The following is a 21,199-nucleotide window of genomic DNA, read 5'->3' as shown; positions in this document are numbered from 1 at the left end:
GACGATGCTGGGCTGCTGGACCTGGACCATGGAACCTCCTGCCGCGCACCCTAACCGACGCCCGTGTCAGCGGCAAGCGCCAGAAGGGGCAAGCGCGGGTCCCCCCGGACTCTGGCACCATGGCGGCCACTCCCTCACTCCACGATCCGCCGCCGGATCCCGCGCCATGGACCTGCCTTCCCACCAACTCACGATGACGGTGCTGATGACGCCGGACATGGCCAACTTCTCCGGCAACGTGCACGGCGGCACCATCCTGAAGCTGCTCGACCAGGTCGCCTACGCCTGTGCGAGCCGTTACGCGGGCCGCTATACGGTGACGCTGTCGGTGGACCAGGTGATGTTCCGCCAGCCCATCCACGTCGGTGAGCTGGTCAGCTTCCTGGCGTCGGTGAACTACGCCGGCACCTCCTCGATGGAGATCGGGATCAAGGTCGTCACCGAGAACATCCGCGACCAGGTGGTGCGGCATGCCAACAGCTGCTTCTTCACGATGGTGGCGGTCGGCGAGGACGGCCGCCCGGTTCCGGTGCCTCCGCGCACGCCGACGACGCCCGATGAGAAGCGTCGCTGGGAAGCGGCGCTCGAGCGCAAGAAGCTGCGCCAGGAACTGCAGAAGCGGCACGACGAACTGCGGAGCTCGTCGCTGCCGGGCTGAGCGCCCGGCGTAGCGGACTCAACCGCGCTCAACTGCGCTCGATCGCGTTCAACCGGGTTCAGCCCTGCAATTGCGCGGGGTCGAGGTACTGCTGCCGGAAGGTCTCGAAGTCGACGGTGTCCGCCGCCTCGATCGCGGCCTGCGCCTCCAGCGAGGCCCGCGCCGACTGGTCGAAACGCGCCATCAGGCCGTCGGCCATCGGCTGTTCCAGCACATGGCGGCGCGAGACTTCCGACTGCGCCGCGACGAAGGCCAGGTGCGACGACTCGTGTTGCGCACGCATCGCCGCGAGCACGCGGGCCGAGGGCAGTTGATCGGGATCGTCCCAGCGTTCGGTGGCCTGCGCGAGCGCCTCACGGTACAGCGATCCGCCCAGCGCCGCGTCCACCTTGGCGGCGATCGGCGCGAACTCGGCCAGCAGTTCCCGTCCCCAGTCGCGCAGCGACACCTCGCCGCCGCGGCGTTCCAGCATCAGGCCGGGCTCGCGGCCCGCCGAGGCGGCGCGATGCTGGTTGCGCGCCAGCGCGCCGAGTTCGTCCGGCGTGTCGTTCGGGCTGTCGGTCAGCCAGCAGTGCAGCAGGAAGAGGTCCAGGAAACGCATCGTGCCCGCGGCGATGCCGACGGGCTCGAACGGGTCCAGGTCCATGCAGCGGACTTCGATGTATTCAACGCCGCGCTCGCGCAGCGCATGCAGCGGGCGCTCACCCGAGCGGATCGTGCGCTTGGGACGGATCGTGCCGTAGAACTCGTTCTCGATCTGCAGCAGCGTCGTCGACAGCTGGTTGTACTCGCCGCCCGGATTGACGACGCCCACCTTCTCGTATGCCGCGTAGGGCCGCGTCAGCGCGTCCTGCAGCGAGGCGGCGTAGCCGTCGATGCTGTTGTAGCTGACCGCCAGTGAGGACTGCGCATCGCTCTGGTAGCCGAGGCGACCCATCCGCAACGAGGTGCCATAGGGCATGTGCAGGGTGCCGTCGGTCAGCGCCTGCAGGCCGTGCTCGCGCCCGGCGACGAAGCTCGAACACAACGCCGGCGAAGCGCCGAACAGCGTCAGCAGCAGGAAGGAATGGCGGCGGAAATTCCGGATCAGCGCGAAGTGGTCCGCGTTGTCCAGGCCCGGCATCGACCAGTTGTAGTGGATGCCGGAGATGGTCTGCATGCGCCGGCCGTAGCGGTGGCCCAGACCCATGCGGTACACACTCTTGGCACGTCCGATGTTGGAGGCGCCGTAGCGGCCGATCGGGATGGTCTCGTCGGCAGGCAGCAGGCAGGGCATGCTCGACGCCCACATCAGCTCATTCCCCAGGCAACGGTAGACGGCCTGGTGGATCTCGGTCAGCTGGCGTTCGCAGTCCTCGGCGGACGCGTGCACGCCGGTGATCAGCTCCAGCTGTGATTCGCTGAAGTCGGTGGTGACGGTCTCGTGCGTGAGCGCGGAACCCAGCGCCGTCGGGTGCGGCGTCAGCGCCAGCAGACCACCGCTCGGTTGCGCGCGCAGGCTCTCCTTCTCCACGCCGCGGCGCATGCCCGCCAGACGGGCCGGATCCAGGGCCTCCAGTCGCTTCAACCAATCGTTCAAATGCCGCTCCTCGTTCACTGTGGGCGCGCAAGTTACCAGAAGTGCACGAAACCCGCTTGACTTGGATTTATGCAGTTTGTGCTAAGTCGGTAGGCGCTGGGCGGCGCGGGGCAATCGCCGGGCCAGGGCCCTGGCTGCCTTCGCAAGGAGCACAGACGGCGGAGCCGGTGCCCCTCTTCTCTCACAGTCTTCGCTTCGCTCAGGGTTCGTTCAGAGGGGCACCGGCTCCGCCGTCTCGATGCACTTCGACCGTTCACTTCGAACGTCGCTCTGTGTCTGACGACGTCAGGCGTCGACGCTCAGGCGCCGGCGGGTGCGGCGGAGCTGCTGGTCCGAGCTGAAGCCGGCGGCGAGGGCCGCCTGGGCCGGGCGCGCGCCGCGCTGGAGTTCCCGTCGCGCCAGCTCCAGCCGGATCGCGCGCAGGTAGTCCAGCGGCGTCGTGCCACCGTGCTGGGTGAAGAGCCGCGTCAGGTGCCTAGGCGTGACGTGAGCGACCTCCGCCATGCGGGCCAGGCTCCAGTCGGCGCGCGGATCGCCACAGACGGCGTCCTGGACGCGGTGCAAGCCGGGATGCAGGTGGTGCCGGTGCGCGAGCATCGGCGAGAGCTCCGGATCCTGGGCGCCGCGGCGCAGGTAGACCACCATCACCTGCGCGACCGAGGCGGCGATCGCCTCGCCGCAGTGCTCCGCGATCAGCGCCAGCACCAGGTCGATGCCGGCGGTGATGCCGGCGCTGCTGGCCAGCGGGCCGTCGAGCACGAACACGCGGTTGGCCTGCACGTCGGCGCGCGGGGCGGCATCCCGCAGCGCGTCGAGGGCCTCGTGATGCGTCGTGCAGCGCCGTCCGTCGAGCAGCCCGGCCCGCGCCGCCAGCAGCGCGCCGGCACAGATGCTCAGCAGCCGGCCCTGGCCGCCGGCCAGCAGCGCGCCGCCCTCGTGGTGCAGCCAGCGTTCGATGCGCAGTTCCTCTTCCCGATCGACGGTGGCCGGTGGCGGATCGTCCGGATGCGGATGCCGACGTCCGCTCAGGATCAACCAGTCCCGCGAGCCGAGCGCCGGCAGCGGCTCGAGCGCGGCGAGCGTCAGCCCGACCGAGGTCGAGGCCGATTCGCTCGCGGCGCAGTACCGCAACCGGAACGCCTCGGGCTCACCGCGCCGGCGCAGCGCCTGGTTGGCGAGCCGCAGCGCTTCGGCGGCACCGGCCAGGTCGAGCAGCAGGGTGTGGTGCTCGACCAGGATCCAGACATCGACGAGCGAGGTGTCGGCGGCGGACCCGGCGCCCGACCTCCGGGAGGAATCGAAAAGGACATCGCCGCAGTATGCGCTCAGGCGGCGCGCGCCAACGCCTGCTCGACGGTCACGATCTCGGCGAAGCGGCCTTGCAGGGCGACCTCGGTACGCAGCTTGAGATCGTCGACGCCGACCACGACGCCGCTGGCGTGCGGGATCGGGAAGGTGTGCGTCGCCTCGGTCACGTAGTCGACCGTCCAGCCTTCGTCGCTGGCGTGGCGGGTGGTGGTCTCGCAGCATTGCTCGGTGCGGATGCCGGCGACGATCAGCCGGCGGATGCCGTGCTCGGTCAGCCAGATCGACAGCCCGGTGCCGACCAGCGCGCTGTGGCGGCGCTTGAGGAACTCGGCGGCGATGGGCACCTGGGCCAGCCCGTCGATGGGGCGCACGTGGCCGCTGACCAGCGAGAACGGGTTGTCCGCCGTCTCCGGGCCGTCGCTGTGGAGGATGCGGATGATCGGCAGGCCACGGGCGGACGCGCCGTCGAGCAGGGCGTTGGTGCGCTCCAGGTAGGCCGGCCAGGTGGTCTCGTCCCAGTACGGGCGATGGCGGAACGACTCCTGCACGTCGATCAGCAGGACGGCGGTCGTGGGGGTGGCGGCAGCAGTGTTCGAGGCGGTGGTCATCGAGGACTCCATCGGGTGGTTGATGGGGGTCATCGTGCCGGCTAAGGCCTCCGCCGTCGCGCCGCCGGCGGACCAGTCCCGGTCAAATCAGGACATCAGGTCTGCCGCGACCGCGGCCCTCACCCCAACCCTCTCCCGCAAGCGGGAGAGGGGGCAAGAAGGGCGCCGACCGTACCCCTCTCCCGCTTGCGGGAGAGGGCGGGGGTGAGGGGCCGCGGCCTCTCGACGGGCTCAGTCCTCGCGCGTGGTGCGCTGGGCCAGCGGCAGCTTGGCCTCCACGTCCAGCGCATCCCAGCCCTTGCGGCCGATGCGGCGCAATGTCTCGATGTTGGCCTCGTAGATCGCGTCGGTGTCCGGCATGGTCTCGACGGCGCGTTCGATGCTCTCCTCGCGCAGCAGATGCAGCGTGGGGTAAGGCGACCGATTGCTGAAGTTGTCGACGTCGTCCGCCTCGGTGCCGTCGAACTGGTAATCCGGATGGAAGCTCGCGACCTGCAGCACGCCGTCCAGGTCCAGGTCCTCGACCAGCGCATCGGCGGCGCCGAGGAAATCGTTGAAGTCCAGGAAGTCGTTCAGCACCCAGGGGTGCACCAGCAGCGTGGTCTCGGTCTCGTCCGGATCGGCGCGGTTGAGCGAGAGCAGTTCGTGCGCCAGGTCCTTGAGCAGGTCCTCGGGCGTGCGCGCCGCGCTGACCACGGTGCGCAGCCGCTGGTTGACCTCGACGCTCTTGGCGAAGGGGCACAGGTTCAGGCCGATCACCGCCCGCTGCAGCCAGCGGTGGGTGTCGTCGAGGACGGTCTTTTCCTGGTCGGGCGCAATCGGGGCGGTCATCGGGCGGAGGCTGGACGTTGTCTGGCTGGAAAGGATGGGCGTTTCTGGCGTCGGGTCGTTGGCGCCTGGTTCATGGCGCCTGATTGTTCGCGCCTGGCACTCAGGCCTTGGCGGGCCGGGGCTGCTTGAACCAGGCGTCGACCAGCCGCGACCACATCGTGCCGCCCAGCGGGATCAGCTCGTCGTTGAAGTCATAGCTGGGGTTGTGCAGCATGCAGGGGCCCAGGCCGTGGCCGCCCTCGCGGTGGCTGCCGTCGCCGTTGCCGATCAGGAAATAGCAGCCCGGCACCTTCTGCAGGTAGTAGCTGAAGTCCTCGGCACCCATCGTCGGCTCGAATTCCTGCACGTTGGCCGCCCCCAGCATCTCGGTCAGCACGCCGCGGACGAACTCGGTCTCGGCGGGGTGGTTGATCGTCGGCGGGTAGTTGCGGTGGAAGGAGAACTCGCACTGGACCTCGAAGGCGTCGCCCGTGGCCTCGGTGATCTGCTTCATGCGGCGCTCGATCAGGTCCAGCGTTTCCAGCGTGAAGGTGCGGACGGTGCCCTGCAGCTCGCAGCTTTCCGGGATGACGTTGGTGGCCTCGCCGGCATGGATCATCGTCACCGAGATCACGCCCGCGTCGATCGGCCGCTTGTTGCGGGTGATGATGGTCTGGTAGGCCTGCACCAGCTGTGCCGCCACGACCACCGGGTCCGTGCCCAGGTGCGGCATCGCGCCGTGCGCGCCCTTGCCCTTGATGGTGACCTTGAACTCGTTGCTCGAGGCGAAGACCGGTCCGCTCTTGAGCGCGAACTGGCCGGCGGCCATGCCCGGCCAGTTGTGGATGCCGAACATGGCTTCCATCGGGAACTTGGTGAACAGGCCGTCCTTGATCATCTCGCGGGCGCCGCCGCCGCCTTCCTCCGCCGGCTGGAACACGACGTAGACGGTGCCGTCGAAGTCGCGATTCGCCGCCAGGTGCTTGGCACCGGCCAGCAGCATCGCGGTGTGGCCGTCGTGGCCGCACGCGTGCATCTTGCCGGGGTGCTTGCTGGCGTGGGCGAAGGTGTTGTGCTCGGTGATCGGGAGCGCGTCGATGTCGGCGCGCAGGCCCAGCGTGCGGCCGCTGGCGCCGCCGTCACGCCCCTGGATGATGCCGACCACGCCGGTCTTGCCCAGGCCGCGGTGGATCTCGATGCCCCAGTCGGTCAGGGCCTTGGCCACCACGTCCGCGGTGCGGTCCTCGTGGAAACAGAGCTCCGGATGCGCGTGCAGGTCGCGTCGCAGCTTGGCGATGGCCGGGGCGTCGGCCAGGATGGGTTCGATCAGCTTCATGGGCGGGCACTCCGATGTCGTCGCGACAGCGTCGGGCGTGCCGCGGGCCAGAAAGGCCGCGGCGCCGCTCAGGGCGGCGCCGCTGTGGTCGGACCAGTGTACCCGCGGGTCCGGAGGGCCGCCGCCAGCGGCGTGCGATCCGGCGCCCGGGTCTGCCCGGGGGACGGATCAGCGCTTCACGCGCCCGTCGTTGGTCAGCATCGTCATCTCGACGAAGCTCGAGCCGACATGCTTGTTGGGCTTGAAGTTCACGCTGAAGCCGCCGACGTTGTAGTTCGACAGGGTGTCGAGCGCCGCGGTCAGGCCCTCGCGGGTCTGGCGGGTCATGCGGCGGATGCCTTCGCTGATGACCTTGGCGCCGATGTAGCCCTCGATGGCGGTGTAGTTGAACTTCTGGCCGGCCTTGGTGGCGGCCTGCTGGTACTCGTGGACCACGCCGACCTGCGAACCGAACGGATAGGGCATGACCTGGCTGACGACGACGCCCATCGCGTCCTTGCCGAGCTCGTCCAGCAGCGACTGGGTGCCGACGAAGGACACGTTGTAGAACACGCCGCCGTAGCCGGCCTTGCGTGCGGCGCGGATGAAGGCGGCGCAGCTCTTGTAGGCGCTGATCATGACGATCGCTTCGGGCGGCGAGCCGCTCTGCACCAGGTCCTTGACGGCCTTGGCGACGTCGACGCTGTTGCGCTCGACGGTGGACATGGCCTGCGGCTGGAGCGCCAGCGGCTTCATCGCGCGCAGCACGCCGTCCAGGCCAGCCTTGCCGTACGCGTCGTTCTGGTGGAAGACCGAGATGCGCATCAGACCCAGCTGGGTCAGCTGCTTCACGATCAGGGCGGTCTCGTCGTAGTACGAGGCACGCACGTGGTAGACCCACGGGCTGAACGGGTCGCGCAGCACTTCGGCGCCGGTGAAGGGCGCGACGAAGGGGATCTTGGCCTGGTTGACCAGCGGCAGCGCGGCCACCGAGGTCGGCGTGCCGACGTAGCCGAACAGCGCGAACACGTCGTCGGCGATCAGCTTCTCGGTGTTGGCCTTGCAGCGGTCGGGCTCGTAGCCGTCGTCCAGCGTGCGCAGTTCGATGGTGGTGCCGTTGATGCCGCCGGCAGCGTTCTGGGCGTCGAAGAACAGCTTGGCGCCGGCCTGCATCTGGATGCCCAGCTGGGCGGCGGCGCCGGTCAGCGGCGCCGACTGGCCCAGCACCAGGCGTTTGCCTTGCGCGCGGACGGCCGACGGGATGGGCAGGGTGGCGAGCGCGCCCAGGGCGCTGGCGGAGGCGAGAAGTTGGCGGCGATCCAAAGGGACTCCCAGAGGGGTTCGAATTGATATTGTGGCGTCCGCCGGAGGAGGGCCAGCGCGCCAGGAGACTCGACACGACCTATTTCGGCCTCCTGGTCTGCGAGCTTAGCGGTTCGCGTGTCCAGCGTTGTCGCTCTCTCGGGTAAGAAATCGCAAGGGTGTGGCGCCTGTGCAATAGTTGACGCATGTCGTCCGTGCTCTCTGAACCCCTCGTGAACCTCCCGCCACAGGCCGCCGACCGCGGCACGCGAATCGTCAAGGGCGCCTGCCCGCACGACTGCCCCGACACCTGCGCGTTGCGCATCACGGTCGAGGACGGCAGGGTGGTGAAGGTCCAGGGCCAGCCCGAGCATCCGAGCACCCACGGCGCGCTGTGCACGAAGGTGTCGCGGTATCCCGAGCGGACCTATCACGAGGAACGGGTGCTGCATCCGCTCAAGCGCATCAGCGCCAAGCATGAACCGCCGCGTTTCGAGCGCATCGGCTGGGAGCAGGCGATCACCGAGATCGCCGGCCGGCTGAGCGCCATCGCGGCGCGCGATCCGCAGGCCATCCTGCCTTACAGCTACGCCGGCACGATGGGCATGCTGCAGGGCGAGGCGATGGCGGGGCGCTTCTTCAACCGGCTGGGCGCGTCCTGCCTGGACCGCACGATCTGCGCGTCGGCGGGCGGCGCGGGCCTGGCGGCGACTTACGGGCACAAGGTCGGCATGCACCTGCCGCACTTCGCGGAGTCCCGGCTGATCGTGATCTGGGGCAGCAACTCGATCGCCTCCAACCTCCATTTCTGGACCTTCGCGAACCAGGCCAAGCGCAACGGCGCGAAGCTGGTCTGCATCGATCCGCGCAAGACCGAGACCGCCGACAAGTGCCATCAACACCTGGCCCTGCTGCCGGGCACGGACGGCGCGCTGGCGCTGGGGTTGATGCACGAGCTGATCGTCAACGACTGGCTCGATCACGACTACCTCTTCCGGCATGTTGACGGCTGGGACGGATTGCGCGAGCGGGCGCTCGCATGGACGCCCGAACGCACCGCGGCCGAATGCGGGCTCACGGCGGACGAGGTTCGCGGCCTGGCCCGGGACTACGGAACGCTGGCGCCGGCGGCGATCCGGCTGAACTACGGCATGCAGCGGGTGCGCGGCGGCGGCAACGCGGTGCGCCTGATCGCACTGCTGCCGTGCCTCACCGGCGCGTGGCGCCACCGCGCGGGCGGGCTGCTGCTGTCGAGTTCGGGCTGGTTCGCGCCGTTCAAGAACCCCACGCTGGAGCGCCCGGACCTGCGAGCCGGACGGCCATCGCGGACCATCAACATGAGCACGATCGGCGACGACCTGCTGCGCGAGTCGTCCGCCGCGTTCGGACCGAAGGTCGAGGCGGTGATCGTCTACAACAGCAACCCGGTCGCGGTGGCGCCGGAGTCGCCGAAGGTGGTCGCGGGTTTCGAGCGCGAGGACCTGTTCACCGTGGTGCTGGAGCACTTCATGACCGACACGGCCGATCTGGCCGACTACGTGCTGCCGGCGACGACGCAGATGGAGCACCTGGACATCCACACCAGCTACGGCCACACCGATGTGCTGCTCAACGAGCCGGCGATCGCGCCGGTCGGCGAGGCGCGTCCGAACACGCGGATCTTCCGGGACCTCGCGGCGGCGATGGGCTTCGACGAGCCCGCGTTCCGCGACGACGACGAGGCGCTGCTGGGCCAGGCCTTCCGCGACGACGTCGATCTGGCGCAGCTGCGCGAGCGGGGCTGGTTCACGCTGCCGCTGGCCGAGGCGCCGTTCGCCGAGGGCGGCTTCCCATCGTCGAGCGGCAAGGCCGACGCGCGCGGCGCGGACTACGTGCCCAACTACGAGAGCCGCACGAGCGACCCGGCGCTGGCCGCGCGTTATCCGTTGGCGATGATCTCGCCGCCGGCGCGCAATCACCTGAACAGCACCTTCGTGAACGTGAAGAGCCTGCGCGACATCGAGGGCGAGCAGGTGCTCGAGATGAGCGCCGGCGACGCCGCGGCGCGCGGACTCGCCGATGGGCAGCGGGTGCGCGTGTTCAACGATCGCGGCAGCTACGCGTGCCGCCTGGACGTCAGCGCCCGGGCACGCGAAGGCGTCGTCCACGGGCTGGGCATCTGGTGGCGCAAGCTGGGCGCGGACGGGCGCAACGTCAACGAGGTCACGCACCAGCGGCTCACCGACCTGGGCCGCGCGCCGTGCTTCTACGACTGCCTGGTCGAGGTGTCCGCGGGATGACGAAGCGCGCACGGCGACTGCTGCTGATCCTGCTGGCCGCGCCGCTGCTGCTGGCGATGACGGCGCTGGGAGGCTGTGCCCAGCTGTCGTACTACGGGCAGTCGCTGTCGGGGCACCTGTCGCTGGTGCGCTCGGCCAAGCCGGTCGACGAGTGGCTGGGGCAGCAGGACCTGGACCCGGAGGTACGCAAGCAGCTCGAGTTGTCCAAGTCGCTGCGCGACTACGCGTCCTCGGAGCTGAAGCTGCCCGACAACGACAGCTACCGGCGCTACGCCGACCTGAAGCGCGGCTCGGCGGTGTGGAACGTCGTCGCGACGCCGGAGCTGAGCCTGCAGCTCAAGACCTGGTGCTACCCGATCATGGGTTGTGCGGGTTATCGGGGCTACTTCGATCCGCACGATGCGCGCGAACTGGCGCAGGAACTCCGCAAGGAGGGCCTCGAGCCCTACGTCTACGGGGTGCCGGCGTACTCGTCGCTGGGCTGGAGCAACTGGCTGGGCGGCGATCCGCTGCTGAACACCTTCATCCGCTACCCCGAGGCCCAGCTCGCGCGGATGATCTTCCACGAATTGGCGCATCAGGTCGCGTATGCCAACGACGACACCGCGTTCAACGAGAGCTTCGCGACGGCGGTCGAGCAGATCGGTGTCGGCCGCTGGTTGAAGGACCGGCCCGAGGCGCTGCGCGACGACGAGCAGTCCCGGCGCCGGCAGGACGAGGTCCAGGTCTTGCTCAAGGCGACGCGGGACCAGTTGCAGGACGTGTTCCGCAGCACGGCCAGCGACGACGAGAAACGCGCCGGCAAGGCCGTGGCCTTCGCGAAGCTGCGCGCGGACTACGAGGCGATCAAGCGTGACCGGTGGAATGGGGATACGCGCTTCGACCGCTGGGTGCTGGGCCTGAACACGCCGGCGCTGGCGATCCAGGGCAGCTACACGGACCTGGTGCCGGACTTCGTCCGGCTGTTCGAGCGGCAGGGCGCCGACTGGCCGCGCTTCTACGCCGAGGTGCAGCGGCTGGCGAAGCTGCCGAAGGAGGAGCGCAGGGCGGAACTGGCGCGCTGACGGGGATGGCCTGCCCTTCGCGGGGTCGACGCCCGGCCGGTGTCAGGAACGCGGTTGAAGCGCGCCAGAAACGACGAGGCCGCCCTTGAAGGGCGGCCTGCTGGCATGACCGGCGCGGGCGCCGGCCCTGGCGGGCTTACTTCAAGCCTTCGACCAGGTCGATGTAGTCCTGCATCGCCTCGTCGTTGGTCTTGCCCTCGAGGGTCTTCCAGGCGTCCCACTTGGCGCGGTTGACGAAGTCCGTCATGCCGGGGCGGTCGCCCTCGACGTCGCCGGTCGTCGCCTGCTTGAACAGCGCGTACAGCTTCAGCAGCGTCTGGTTGTCCGGGCGCTCGGGCAGATTCTTGGAATCGGCGACGGCGGCGTCGAATTGGTCTTTCAGGCTCATGGTGTGTCTCCCGTGGCGGTGAGCTGGGCGTCCCGTTGGCGACAATCGGGACGGACGGCCGCGATGTTACCCATCCCACCCCCACGTTCGGACTGGGGCCGCCTCTCTAGATGGCGGATGATCCGGGCTGCGTTGCCTCGTCCGCCGCCTTGTCCCTCGTCCCGTCCGTCCAGGAGACCGCATTGCCCACCCCCGCCGCGTCGAGCCCGACTTCCCGCCGGAGCGCCAAGTCCACCCCGTCGAAGGCCGGGCCCGCGAAGCGTGCGCCCGCCGCCAGGGCGGTGCTCGAGGCCTCGGGAAACGGGAATGCACACCGTCCCGACGGTCTGCCGACGGGCGCCGAGCCGATGTCCAAGGTCGACACTGCCTGGCTGCGCCTGGACACCGAAGCCAACCGGATGATCATCCACGGCGTGCTGCTGCTGAAGCCGCACGTGGCGCTCGACGAGTTGCGCGCACGTGTCGCCGAACGGCTGCTTCGCTTCCCTCGCTTCAGGCAGCGCGTCGTCGAGGCCGGGGACAGCGCCTGGTGGGTCGAGGACGCCGAGGTCGACATCACGCGCCACGTCGTTCCCGAGACCCTGAACCGCCGTCGCGGTCGACCGCTCGAAGGCGCATTGCAGGATCGCCTGGCCGATCTGGCCGCGGAGCCGCTCGATCCCGCCCGTCCGCTCTGGCAGCTGCACCTGATCGAGCATTACGACGGCAGCAGCGCGCTCATCGCGCGCATGCATCACTGCATCGCCGACGGCATCGCGCTGATCGCGGTGCTGCTGTCGATCACCGACGGCGGTGTCGTGCCGCCGACCTTGCCTGCGGCAGGGGCGGGCAGGGGGGCAAGGGCGCGAAGGCCACGAAGACCGTGGCCGATGACGCCGCCGAGCCCGAATGGCTGGCCGATGCGATGGTCAAGCCGATCAACGCCTGGACTGTCCGCGAGATCCAGGAACATGCCGGGTCCGGGACTCCGGATGCGTCTCCGGCGGAGCGCCTGGGCAAGCAGGTCCTGAAGGACGCCGCCGCGCTCACCGAGGCGCCCGACGACGCGAAGACCCGGCTCAAGGGCAAGGCCGGGCGTGCCAAGCGCGTGGCCTGGGGCGCGCCGCTGCCGCTGGATGCCGTGAAGGCGGTCGGCAAGGCGATGAATGTCTCGGTGAATGACGTGCTGCTGAGCTGCGTCGCCGGCGCGCTGGGGCTCTACCTGCGCGAGCACGGCGACGACACGCAAGGCCAGGAGATCCGTGCGCTGGTGCCGGTGAACCTGCGTCCGCTGGAGACGGCCTGGCAGTTGGGCAACCGCTTCGGCATGGTGCCGCTGCCGCTGCCGGTCGGCATCACGAACCCGGTCAAGCGGCTCTACGCCGTGCATGCGCAGACACAGGCGCTGAAGAACAGCCTGCAGCCGGCCTTGGCGATGGGCCTGATGGCGACGTCGGGGTCGGTCGAGAAGGCCGCCCAGCGCGCGATGCTGAAGACGCTGTCACGCAAGGCGACGGCGCTGATGACCAACGTGCCGGGGCCGGCGCAGGCCTTGCAGCTGTGCGGCTCGGCCGTCGAGCGGGTGATGTTCTGGGCGCCGCAGGCGGGCGACATGAGCCTGGGCATCAGCATCCTGACCTACGCCGGTCAGGTGCAGTTCGGGCTGATCGCCGACGCCGGCCTCTGTCCCGATCCGGAGCGCATCGTGGCCCACTTTGGCCCCGAGTTCCAGCAGCTGCTCACGCTCGCGCTGATGCTGCCGTGGGAAGTCAAGGACTGACCCCGCGCGACGGGCCTGCGCACGCCGCCATGGAAAACGCCGCCCGAGGGCGGCGTTCGTCATTCCGGAAGCCGACGTTTCAGCCGACATTTCGAAGCCAGCGCTGAGGCGCCGGATCTCCGAAACCGGATCCGATCACTTACTTGGCGGCGGAGGCCTTCTTGGCCGGCTGCGGGCGGCCCGCGGCGGTCGGGTAGGCGGACATCACGCGGACCGGGTCGGCGCTGGCCAGGTACTCGGCGTACTGGGTCTGGCCGCAGGAGACGGCCTGGCCGCTGGTGGCTTCGCCGCGGTACTCGCCGCGGTTGTAGACGAAGCGGTACTCGTTGGCGGCGGCGGCCTGCTCGAACTTGACGGCGTGCTGGCTGGCGCACTCGGCGCGCAGGGCCTTGGCATCGGCGTTCTCGGCGGTGGCGGCGTGGGCCATCGGGGCGATCAGGGCCAGCAGGGCGGCGGTGGTCAGGAGGCGCTTCATGGAATCGGTCCCTTGATGTCGGTGAATACGATATCCCTAATTTATAGGGTGTCGTTTTCCGCCGCCAACCGCGACCAGGGGGTCCGGCTTCGCACGAATTCAGGGTTTGTGCGGAGGGCCGGACCCCGGCTTGCTGCTAGCCGTGTGGCGTGTCAATCGAGCGCGCGCTATCCCATCGAGACTCGCAGGTTTGCCAAGTCGCGACGCCCCAGACGATGCCGAGGCTGAGGAACATCGCTGCCAGGACGAGCCAGCGAGTCAGCGAGAGCGAGGTGTCCCTGAAGATCACCAGGCCCACGGTTGGCGCCGCCAGCACCGGTGCCATCCGCAGCAGGCCGTAGCGAATGACGAACCCCGACGGACCCAGCGTCCGAAGTCGCTCCCAGTCGACCATCAAGGACGACGGGCTCCAAGGCGCGATGCTGCGGCTCGAACCTGGCGAGGCGTCGGGCTTTACCGAACCTTGCATGAGGCCATCCAGCCGCCAAAGGCACCGCCCAATCCTCCGACGACGATGCCGAGCAGTCCACCGGCGCTGCCTGCGATCGCTCCGCCCACCATCCCTCCAGCGATGGCGTTCGAGCAGCTGTCGCCGCCGCCCCCAGCCATGTAGCTGCTCCCGCCCATGCCCCCGCTGACTTGATCGATCTCTTCTTGGGTCAGTTCTTGAAACATGCTCAATGCTCCATAAAGGTCAGCGGCAAAGTCGCCGCCCCTGAACCGTATTCATCGAGCTTCAGGCGCGCATGGCTCAAGCCAGTCAGTCTGACTGACAGAGATGAGTCAACTGGCGAGAGGTTTGACAAACATCAAGCGAGCGTCGAGTCCCGATGGCGGAACTCGCCCGATCATGCTTGGGAGGTGCCGCCCGCCTGCGGCTGATACTTCCCCGCCAGCTGGAACAGGTGGTCGCGCGAGGACGGCTCCAGGTAGGGCAGCAACAGCCCCAGCACATGGAAGGCGCCGCGCATCAGCGCCTCGCCGGCGCGGTCGGGCTCGAGCGCGTTGCGCGGATCGCGCACGTATTCGTAGCTCAGCCAGTAGCTCAGGAGCACCACCATCGCGTTGGCGGTCGGCACCGCCTCGCGGACCTGCATCGTCAGCGCGCCGCTGGCCTGCAGGCCGCCCAGCATCCCCACCATCGCCTGCGTCTTCTGCTCCAGCACATGCTGGAAGTGCGTCTCCAGCTTGCGGTTCTTCGACAGCAGGTCGTTGAGGTCGCGGTACAGGAAACGGTGCTGCCAGATCAGCTCGAACAGCATGTGGAAGAACAGCCAGGCGTCCTCCACGTTGCGCACGTTGCCCACCGCGCCCAGCAGCTCCGACAAGGCCTTGTCGTAGCGGTTGAAGAGCGCGTTGATCAGCTCGTCCTTGGCCGGGTAGTGGTAGTACAGGTTGCCGGGCGAGATGCCGAGCTCCGCCGAGATCAGCGTCGTGGAGACGTTCGGTTCGCCGAAGCGGTTGAACAGGTCCAGCGTGACTTCGAGGATGCGTTCGGCGGTGCGGCGCGGCTTCTTGGTGGCCATGGGCCCAGGGGCGGTGAGGGGTGGGGGAGGTGGTCGCATTCTGTCATGACCCCAGGCCAGCGCGGGATGGACCCCCTGCCTACAATCGCCGCCCATGCCCGCAAGCCCCCCACAACAGTCGGCCGCCATGCCCGTGCCGGCCGGCGGTCCGCCCGCCCTGCGTTTCAGCAATGTCAGCAAGACCTACCGCGATGGCCAGTTCCGTGCGCTGGACGGCGTCAGCTTCGACATCCAGCCCGGCGAATTCTTCGGCCTGCTCGGCCCCAACGGCGCCGGCAAGACCAGCCTGATCAGCATCCTCGCCGGCCTGTCCCGCGCCAGCGGGGGCAGGTGTCGGTGCTCGGCCATGACGTCGTCGACGACTACGCCGAGGCCCGCAAGAAGCTCGGCATCGTGCCGCAGGAACTGGTCTTCGACCCGTTCTTCAGCGTGCGCGAGACGCTGCGCATCCAGTCCGGCTACTTCGGCGTGCGCAACAACGACGACTGGATCGACGAGTTGCTGCTCAACCTCGGTCTGGCCGACAAGGCCCACAACAACATGCGCCAGCTGTCGGGCGGCATGAAGCGCCGGGTGCTGGTCGCGCAGGCGCTGGTGCACCGCCCGCCGGTCATCGTGCTGGACGAGCCCACCGCCGGCGTCGACGTGGAACTGCGCCAGACGCTGTGGCAGTTCATCGCGCGCCTGAACCGCGAAGGCCACACCGTCCTGCTGACCACGCACTACCTGGAAGAGGCCGAGGCGCTCTGCCACCGCATCGCGATGCTGAAGCAGGGGAAGATCGTCGCGCTCAACCGCACGTCCGAACTGCTCGCGGGCACCGCGTCCACGATGCTGCAGTTCAAGACCGATTCGGCGCTGCCGCTGGCCCTGTCCGAGCGCGCCCGCATCACCGGGCGCATCGTCCAGCTCACCGCGCACGACGCGGCCGAGGTCGAACAGATCCTCGCCACGCTGCGCGAGGCCGCCGTCCCCATCGAAGACCTGGAGATCGGCCGCGCCGACCTCGAGGACGTCTTCATCGAAATCATGCAGGGAAACCGCACATGAGCGCGAGTCATTTCCCCATCCGCCTCGAAGGCGCGCGCACGCTGTTCTACAAGGAAGTGCTGCGCTTCTGGAAGGTCGGCTTCCAGACCGTCGGCGCCCCGGTGCTGACCGCCGTGCTGTACCTGCTGGTCTTCGGCCATGTCCTCGAGGACCACGTCAAGGTCTACGGCACCGTCGGCTACACCAGCTTCCTCATCCCCGGCCTGGTGATGATGAGCGTGCTGCAGAACGCCTTCGCCAACAGCAGCTCCTCGCTGATCCAGAGCAAGATCACCGGCAACCTGGTGTTCCTGCTGGTCACGCCGCTGTCGCACTGGGCCTGGTTCCTGGCCTACGCCGGCGCCTCCATCCTGCGCGGGCTGATGGTGGGCGCGGGCGTGTTCGCCGCCACCGTGTGGTTCGCGCCGCCGGGCATGGCCAATCCGCTGTGGGTGCTGGCCTTCGCCATCCTGGGCGCCGGACTGATGGGTTCGCTGGGCCTGATCGCGGGCCTGTGGGCGGAGAAGTTCGACCAGATGGCCGCCTTCCAGAACTTCATCGTCATGCCGATGACCTTCCTGTCGGGCGTCTTCTACTCGGTGCACTCGCTGCCGCCGTTCTGGCAGGGCGTCAGCCACCTGAACCCGTTCTTCTACATGATCGACGGATTCCGCCACGGCTTCTTCGGCGTCAGCGACGTCTCGCCGTGGGTCAGCCTGGGCGTCGTCGCCATCGCGTTCGCGGCGGTCGCGGCCATCGCGCTGGAACTGCTGCGCCGCGGCTACAAGATCCGCCACTGACCGTTTCCCTGGCCGGACCGCGCAAGCCCGGCCTCTCGAATCACGAAACCGGGCGCGGGAAGCGTCCGGGAAGCACCCGGGTAGAATCCCGCTCCATCATGGCCGATCCGACCCCCGCAGAAGTCCAGAGCTACATAGCCCAGGGTCTCGCTTGCAGCGAGCTCCAGGTCGAGGGCGACGGACGCCATTTCTTCGCGACGATCGTGTCGGCCGAGTTCGAGGGCCTGAGCCGGATCAAGCGCCACCAGCGCGTGTACCAGGCGCTGGGCGATCGCATGCGCGAGCAGATCCACGCGCTGTCGATGAAGACGCTGACCCCCGACGAATTCGCGCAGCAAGGCACCGCGCACCACCATCACTGACAGCCACCCGGCCTGCAGGCGGGTGGCGGTGTGTCCCCGTCCGGTGAACCCGCTGCCGTCCTCCTGAACCCCCGAGGCCACCGCCCGAGGCGCTTCCCCGCGAAGCGCGCGTTCACCGAGGACCCCGCATGATCACCCTGGCACTTTCCAAGGGCCGCATCTTCGAAGAGACCCTGCCGCTGCTGGCCGCCGCCGGCATCCAGGTGCTCGAGGACCCGGACAGCTCCCGCAAGCTGATCCTCCCGACCAACCAGGCCGACGTCCGCGTCGTGCTCGTGCGCGCGACCGACGTGCCGACCTACGTCGAGTACGGCGGCGCCGACATCGGCGTGGCCGGCCGCGACGTGCTGATCGAGCACGGCGGTGCGGGCCTGTACCAGCCGCTGGACCTGCGCATCGCGGCCTGCCGCATGAGCGTCGCCGTGCGCGACGACTTCGACTACGACCACGCCGTCCGCCAAGGCTCGCGGCTGCGCGTGGCGACCAAGTACACGACCATCGCGCGCCAGCATTTCGCCGACAAGGGCGTGCACGTGGACCTGATCAAGCTCTACGGCTCGATGGAGCTGGCGCCGCTGACGGGCCTGGCCGACGCCATCGTCGACCTGGTCTCCACCGGCAGCACGCTGAAGGCGAACCGCCTGGTCGAGGTCGAACGGATCATGGAGATCTCCTCGCGCCTGGTCGTGAACCAGGCGGCGTTGAAGCTCAAGCGCGAGGCGCTCAAGCCGCTGATCGACGCGATCGCTTCCGCCATCCCTTCCGCTTGATCCGCTGTTTGCCGGCCGCGTGAGGCGCGGCCCGACTGCTGCCTGATCGCCGACTGATTCCGGAGTCCGCCATGACGACGACCCTTCGCACCCTCAACACCACCGACGCCGATTTCGAGGCCCAGTTCCAGCGCGTGTTGCACTGGTCGGCCGAGACCGACGCCGCCATCGAGACGCGCGTCGCCGAGATCCTGGCCGACGTGCGCGCCCGCGGCGACGCGGCGGTGCTCGACTACACCGCGCGCTTCGACGGCCTGCAGGCCGGAACGCTCGCGTCGCCGGAACTGACCCGCGAAGAACTAAAGGCCGCCTTCGACGGCCTGCCCGCCGAGCAGGCGAAAGCGCTGACGCAGGCCGCGGCGCGGGTGCGCAGCTACCACGAGCGCCAGAAGCAGGCCTGTGGCGAGAGCTGGAGCTACCGCGACGAGGACGGCACGCTGCTGGGCCAGAAGGTCACGCCGCTGGACCGGGTCGGCATCTACGTGCCGGGCGGCAAGGCCGCCTATCCGTCGAGCGTGCTGATGAACGCCATCCCGGCGCAGGTCGCCGGCGTGCCGGAGATCGTCATGGTCGTGCCGACGCCGCGCGGCGAGAAGAACCCGCTGGTGCTGGCCGCGGCCTACGTCGCCGGCGTGCATCGCGCGTTCACCATCGGCGGCGCCCAGGCGGTGGCCGCGCTGGCCTACGGCACCGCGACGGTGCCGCGCGTCGACAAGATCACCGGCCCGGGCAACGCCTACGTCGCCAGCGCCAAGAAGAACGTCTTCGGCCAGGTCGGCATCGACATGATCGCGGGTCCGAGCGAGATCCTCGTGCTCGCCGACGGCACCACGCCGCCGGACTGGGTCGCGATGGACCTGTTCAGCCAGGCCGAGCACGACGAGATGGCGCAGAGCATCCTGCTGTGCCCGGACGCCGGCTACATCGCCCAGGTCCGCGAGGCCATCGAGCGCCTGCTGCCCGGCATGCCGCGCCGGGACGTCATCCGCGCCTCGCTGGAAGGGCGGGGCGCGCTGATCCAGACGCGGTCGATGGAAGAGGCCTGCGAGATCAGCAACCGCATCGCGCCGGAACACCTGGAAGTCTCCAGCGCCGATCCGCACCGCTGGGAGCCGCTGCTGCGTCATGCCGGTGCGATCTTCCTCGGGGCCTATACGAGCGAATCGCTCGGCGACTACTGCGCCGGGCCGAACCACGTGCTGCCCACCTCCGGCACGGCCCGCTTCTCCTCGCCGCTGGGCGTCTACGACTTCCAGAAGCGCTCAAGCCTGATCGAGGTCAGCGAGGACGGCGCGCAGGTGCTCGGCCCCATCGCCGCGACCCTCGCCTATGGCGAGGGCCTCCAGGCGCATGCGCAGGCGGCGGAGTTCCGCCTCAAGCGCTGACCCGGATCCCGACGGGGCGACGACCCGCCTCCGTCGGACGGCGGCTCGCGGGCGGCGTCGCGCAGATTTCACGCGGTGACGCCGGGCAAACCCTGGGTCGCGGATAAACCGCCACATTTCCCGTCGTTTCGCGGTTCGCCCTTTCGTGCGAAACGCCTAGCATGCTTCGAACATCTTCATAACAGGACGTCGAAGCATGAAGGTCTCAGATCTGCGCGTCGGAGTACGCATCTCCCTGGGCTTCGCCGCCGTCTTGCTGGCGACCGTGCTGGTGGGCGTCGTGGCGATCAGCCGCATCCAGGTGATCCAGGGCAACGTGGAGGAGATGAGTTCCGACTGGATCCCCTCCATCAACGCCGTGAACGCGCTCCGCGGACAGCTCAACGAGCTGCGGCGGGCGGAGATGGCGATGTGTCTGAAGGACGTCGTCCTGGAGGTCGAGCAGGAGCAGGAGCGCATGAAGACCTTGCGCGAGAAGACCCTGCCCGAACTGGCCAAGACCTACGAGTTGGAGATCTCCTCGCCCGAGGAGACTGCGCAGTGGAAGGACGCCAAGGAGAAGTACGCCGCCTTCATCGCCGTCCAGGACAAGCTGGTCGCGGCGCGCAAGGCGGGCAACCGTGGGGAGTACATGTCCACCGTCACCGGCGAGTCCGGCAAATCCTTCGGCGATCTGATGGCGTCGGTGCAGAAGCTGGTCGACATCAACACGGCCGGCGCGCAGGCCAGCGTCGAGGAGTCGCGTGTCGCCTACAAGTCGGTGCTGACGACGATGGTGGTGCTGATCGTCGCCGCGCTGGCGGCGGGCGGCGTGCTCGCGTTCTACCTGACCCGCAGCACGGTGCGTCCGCTGACGGCCATGGTGGGCGTGGCCAGCCGGGTCGCCGAAGGCGACCTGACCGTCGACATCGACACCTCGCGCCGTGATGAACTCGGCCAACTGGCCCAGGCGCTGTCGGCGATGCAGGGCGCCTTGAACCGGTCCTTGTCGGCGGTGCGCACCAGCGCCGAGAGCATCGCCATGTCCAGCGCCGAGGTCGCCGCAGGCAGCAGCGACCTGTCGGCGCGGACCGAGCAGATGGCGTCCAGCCTGGAAGAGACGTCGGCCACGATGCACGCGCTGACCGACACGGTCCGCCTGAATGCCGACTCCACGCGCCAGGCCAGCCAGCTGGCGCTCAATGCCAGCCAGGTCGCGGACCGTGGCGGCGTCGTGGTGTCCGAGGTGGTCAGCACGATGGACCAGATCAATGCGTCTTCGCGCAAGATCTCCGACATCATCGGCACGATCGACGGCATCGCCTTCCAGACCAACATCCTGGCGCTGAATGCCGCCGTTGAGGCGGCTCGCGCGGGCGAGCAGGGCCGCGGCTTCGCGGTGGTGGCGAGCGAGGTCCGCTCGCTGGCCCAGCGCAGCGCCGAGGCGGCCAAGGAGATCAAGACCCTGATCGGTGCCAGCGTCGAGCGGGTCGACGTGGGGTCACGCCTTGTCAGCGATGCGGGCGAGACGATGCGCGAGATCGTGTCCGCCGTGCAGCGGGTGACGGACATCATCCAGGAGATCTCCTCGGCCACGCAGGAGCAGAGCACCAGCCTGATGGAGGTCGGACAGGCTGTCCAGCGCCTGGACGAGGTCACCCAGCAGAACGCCGCGCTGGTCGAAGAGTCTTCCGCCGCCTCCGAGTCGCTGCGCGAGCAGGCGGGGAGCTTGCAGCACGTCGTCGCGCAATTCCGCCTGCACGCCTGACCGCAGGCCGAGACCCGGAGGCAGCGAGTCTCCGT

General features: G+C 68.9%; 22 protein-coding genes and 1 pseudogene. 12 read left to right on the top strand and 11 right to left on the bottom strand.

The window, feature by feature from the left end; genetic code table 11:
* Positions 1-166 precede the first annotated feature (166 nt).
* Positions 167-658: an acyl-CoA thioesterase gene (locus tag ACQ859_RS27300; protein ID WP_431263606.1), complete on the top strand. Its 492-nt coding sequence runs from the start codon at positions 167-169 to the stop codon at positions 656-658.
* A 58-nt stretch (positions 659-716) separates the two neighbouring features.
* Here ACQ859_RS27300 and gshA read toward each other — a convergent pair whose 3' ends face one another.
* The 6 genes from gshA to ACQ859_RS27270 form a co-directional block, all read right to left on the bottom strand.
* Positions 717-2,183, bottom strand: coding sequence for a glutamate--cysteine ligase (gene gshA, locus ACQ859_RS27295; RefSeq protein WP_431266667.1), 1,467 nt, complete (start codon positions 2,181-2,183; stop codon positions 717-719).
* 339 nt (positions 2,184-2,522) lie between these two features.
* A complete protein-coding gene (locus tag ACQ859_RS27290) occupies positions 2,523-3,368 on the bottom strand; it encodes a GlxA family transcriptional regulator (protein WP_431263605.1) in 846 nt (281 codons plus the stop codon).
* 194 nt (positions 3,369-3,562) lie between these two features.
* Positions 3,563-4,153, bottom strand: coding sequence for a cysteine hydrolase family protein (locus ACQ859_RS27285; RefSeq protein ID WP_431263604.1), 591 nt, complete (start codon positions 4,151-4,153; stop codon positions 3,563-3,565).
* Between the two features lie 231 nt (positions 4,154-4,384).
* Complete coding sequence (locus tag ACQ859_RS27280) at positions 4,385-4,984, bottom strand: DUF1415 domain-containing protein (protein WP_431263603.1); 600 nt, start codon at positions 4,982-4,984, stop codon at positions 4,385-4,387.
* 100 nt (positions 4,985-5,084) lie between these two features.
* Positions 5,085-6,299, bottom strand: coding sequence for a M20 aminoacylase family protein (locus tag ACQ859_RS27275; protein WP_431263602.1), 1,215 nt, complete (start codon positions 6,297-6,299; stop codon positions 5,085-5,087).
* A gap of 168 nt (positions 6,300-6,467) precedes the next feature.
* The gene (locus ACQ859_RS27270; RefSeq protein ID WP_431263601.1) at positions 6,468-7,601 is read right to left on the bottom strand and encodes an ABC transporter substrate-binding protein; all 1,134 of its coding nucleotides are present in this window, start codon (positions 7,599-7,601) and stop codon (positions 6,468-6,470) included.
* A 185-nt stretch (positions 7,602-7,786) separates the two neighbouring features.
* Here ACQ859_RS27270 and ACQ859_RS27265 point away from each other — a divergent pair, with 185 nt between their 5' ends.
* The gene (locus tag ACQ859_RS27265) at positions 7,787-9,859 is read left to right on the top strand and encodes a molybdopterin-containing oxidoreductase family protein (RefSeq protein WP_431263600.1); all 2,073 of its coding nucleotides are present in this window, start codon (positions 7,787-7,789) and stop codon (positions 9,857-9,859) included.
* Positions 9,856-10,923 carry an aminopeptidase gene (locus ACQ859_RS27260; protein ID WP_431263599.1) on the top strand — a complete coding sequence of 356 codons (1,068 nt, stop codon included), beginning with the start codon at positions 9,856-9,858 and terminating at the stop codon, positions 10,921-10,923. Before ACQ859_RS27265 ends, ACQ859_RS27260 begins: the two co-directional genes overlap by 4 nt.
* Before the next feature lie 136 nt (positions 10,924-11,059).
* Here ACQ859_RS27260 and ACQ859_RS27255 read toward each other — a convergent pair whose 3' ends face one another.
* Positions 11,060-11,311 (bottom strand): acyl-CoA-binding protein, encoded by a 252-nt coding sequence (locus ACQ859_RS27255; RefSeq protein ID WP_377160588.1) that lies wholly within the window; start codon positions 11,309-11,311, stop codon positions 11,060-11,062.
* A 182-nt stretch (positions 11,312-11,493) separates the two neighbouring features.
* On the opposite strand from ACQ859_RS27255, the gene ACQ859_RS27250 reads away from it, so the two are divergent.
* Together ACQ859_RS27250 and ACQ859_RS27245 are read left to right on the top strand one after the other, a co-directional pair.
* The gene (locus ACQ859_RS27250; protein ID WP_431263598.1) at positions 11,494-12,321 is read left to right on the top strand and encodes a wax ester/triacylglycerol synthase domain-containing protein; all 828 of its coding nucleotides are present in this window, start codon (positions 11,494-11,496) and stop codon (positions 12,319-12,321) included.
* Positions 12,216-13,070 (top strand): WS/DGAT domain-containing protein, encoded by an 855-nt coding sequence (locus ACQ859_RS27245; RefSeq protein ID WP_431263597.1) that lies wholly within the window; start codon positions 12,216-12,218, stop codon positions 13,068-13,070. The genes ACQ859_RS27250 and ACQ859_RS27245 overlap by 106 nt, the downstream gene beginning before the upstream one ends.
* Positions 13,071-13,209: 139 nt before the next feature.
* Here ACQ859_RS27245 and ACQ859_RS27240 read toward each other — a convergent pair whose 3' ends face one another.
* From ACQ859_RS27240 to ACQ859_RS27225, 4 genes are all read right to left on the bottom strand, one after another.
* The gene (locus ACQ859_RS27240) at positions 13,210-13,545 is read right to left on the bottom strand and encodes a hypothetical protein (protein ID WP_431263596.1); all 336 of its coding nucleotides are present in this window, start codon (positions 13,543-13,545) and stop codon (positions 13,210-13,212) included.
* 136 nt (positions 13,546-13,681) lie between these two features.
* Complete coding sequence (locus tag ACQ859_RS27235; RefSeq protein ID WP_431263595.1) at positions 13,682-14,014, bottom strand: hypothetical protein; 333 nt, start codon at positions 14,012-14,014, stop codon at positions 13,682-13,684.
* On the bottom strand, positions 13,999-14,220 hold the full coding sequence (locus ACQ859_RS27230; RefSeq protein WP_431263594.1) for a hypothetical protein: 222 nt from the start codon (positions 14,218-14,220) through the stop codon (positions 13,999-14,001). The genes ACQ859_RS27235 and ACQ859_RS27230 overlap by 16 nt, the downstream gene beginning before the upstream one ends.
* A gap of 173 nt (positions 14,221-14,393) precedes the next feature.
* Positions 14,394-15,071: a TetR/AcrR family transcriptional regulator gene (locus ACQ859_RS27225; protein ID WP_431263593.1), complete on the bottom strand. Its 678-nt coding sequence runs from the start codon at positions 15,069-15,071 to the stop codon at positions 14,394-14,396.
* Between the two features lie 94 nt (positions 15,072-15,165).
* Here ACQ859_RS27225 and ACQ859_RS27220 point away from each other — a divergent pair.
* The 7 genes and pseudogenes from ACQ859_RS27220 to ACQ859_RS27190 form a co-directional block, all read left to right on the top strand.
* Positions 15,166-15,647, top strand: a pseudogene (locus ACQ859_RS27220) (ATP-binding cassette domain-containing protein); the annotation flags it as partial.
* Positions 15,633-16,121 carry a hypothetical protein gene (locus ACQ859_RS27215; protein WP_431266666.1) on the top strand — a complete coding sequence of 163 codons (489 nt, stop codon included), beginning with the start codon at positions 15,633-15,635 and terminating at the stop codon, positions 16,119-16,121. The pseudogene ACQ859_RS27220 and the gene ACQ859_RS27215, both read left to right, overlap by 15 nt.
* Complete coding sequence (locus ACQ859_RS27210; protein ID WP_431263592.1) at positions 16,118-16,900, top strand: ABC transporter permease; 783 nt, start codon at positions 16,118-16,120, stop codon at positions 16,898-16,900. Before ACQ859_RS27215 ends, ACQ859_RS27210 begins: the two co-directional genes overlap by 4 nt.
* 98 nt (positions 16,901-16,998) lie before the next feature.
* Positions 16,999-17,262: a BolA family protein gene (locus ACQ859_RS27205; protein WP_088408428.1), complete on the top strand. Its 264-nt coding sequence runs from the start codon at positions 16,999-17,001 to the stop codon at positions 17,260-17,262.
* A gap of 128 nt (positions 17,263-17,390) precedes the next feature.
* Positions 17,391-18,032, top strand: coding sequence for an ATP phosphoribosyltransferase (gene hisG / locus ACQ859_RS27200; RefSeq protein ID WP_431260789.1), 642 nt, complete (start codon positions 17,391-17,393; stop codon positions 18,030-18,032).
* 71 nt (positions 18,033-18,103) lie between these two features.
* Complete coding sequence (gene hisD, locus ACQ859_RS27195; protein WP_431263591.1) at positions 18,104-19,417, top strand: histidinol dehydrogenase; 1,314 nt, start codon at positions 18,104-18,106, stop codon at positions 19,415-19,417.
* A gap of 196 nt (positions 19,418-19,613) precedes the next feature.
* Positions 19,614-21,164, top strand: a complete 1,551-nt coding sequence (locus tag ACQ859_RS27190; RefSeq protein ID WP_431263590.1) for a methyl-accepting chemotaxis protein — start codon at positions 19,614-19,616, stop codon at positions 21,162-21,164.
* Positions 21,165-21,199: the final 35 nt, after the last annotated feature.

Origin of the sequence: Roseateles chitinivorans (assembly GCF_050632235.1) — a bacterium.
Lineage (GTDB): Bacteria > Pseudomonadota > Gammaproteobacteria > Burkholderiales > Burkholderiaceae_C > Roseateles > Roseateles chitinivorans_A.
This window is presented reverse-complemented; position numbering and strand designations above follow the sequence as displayed.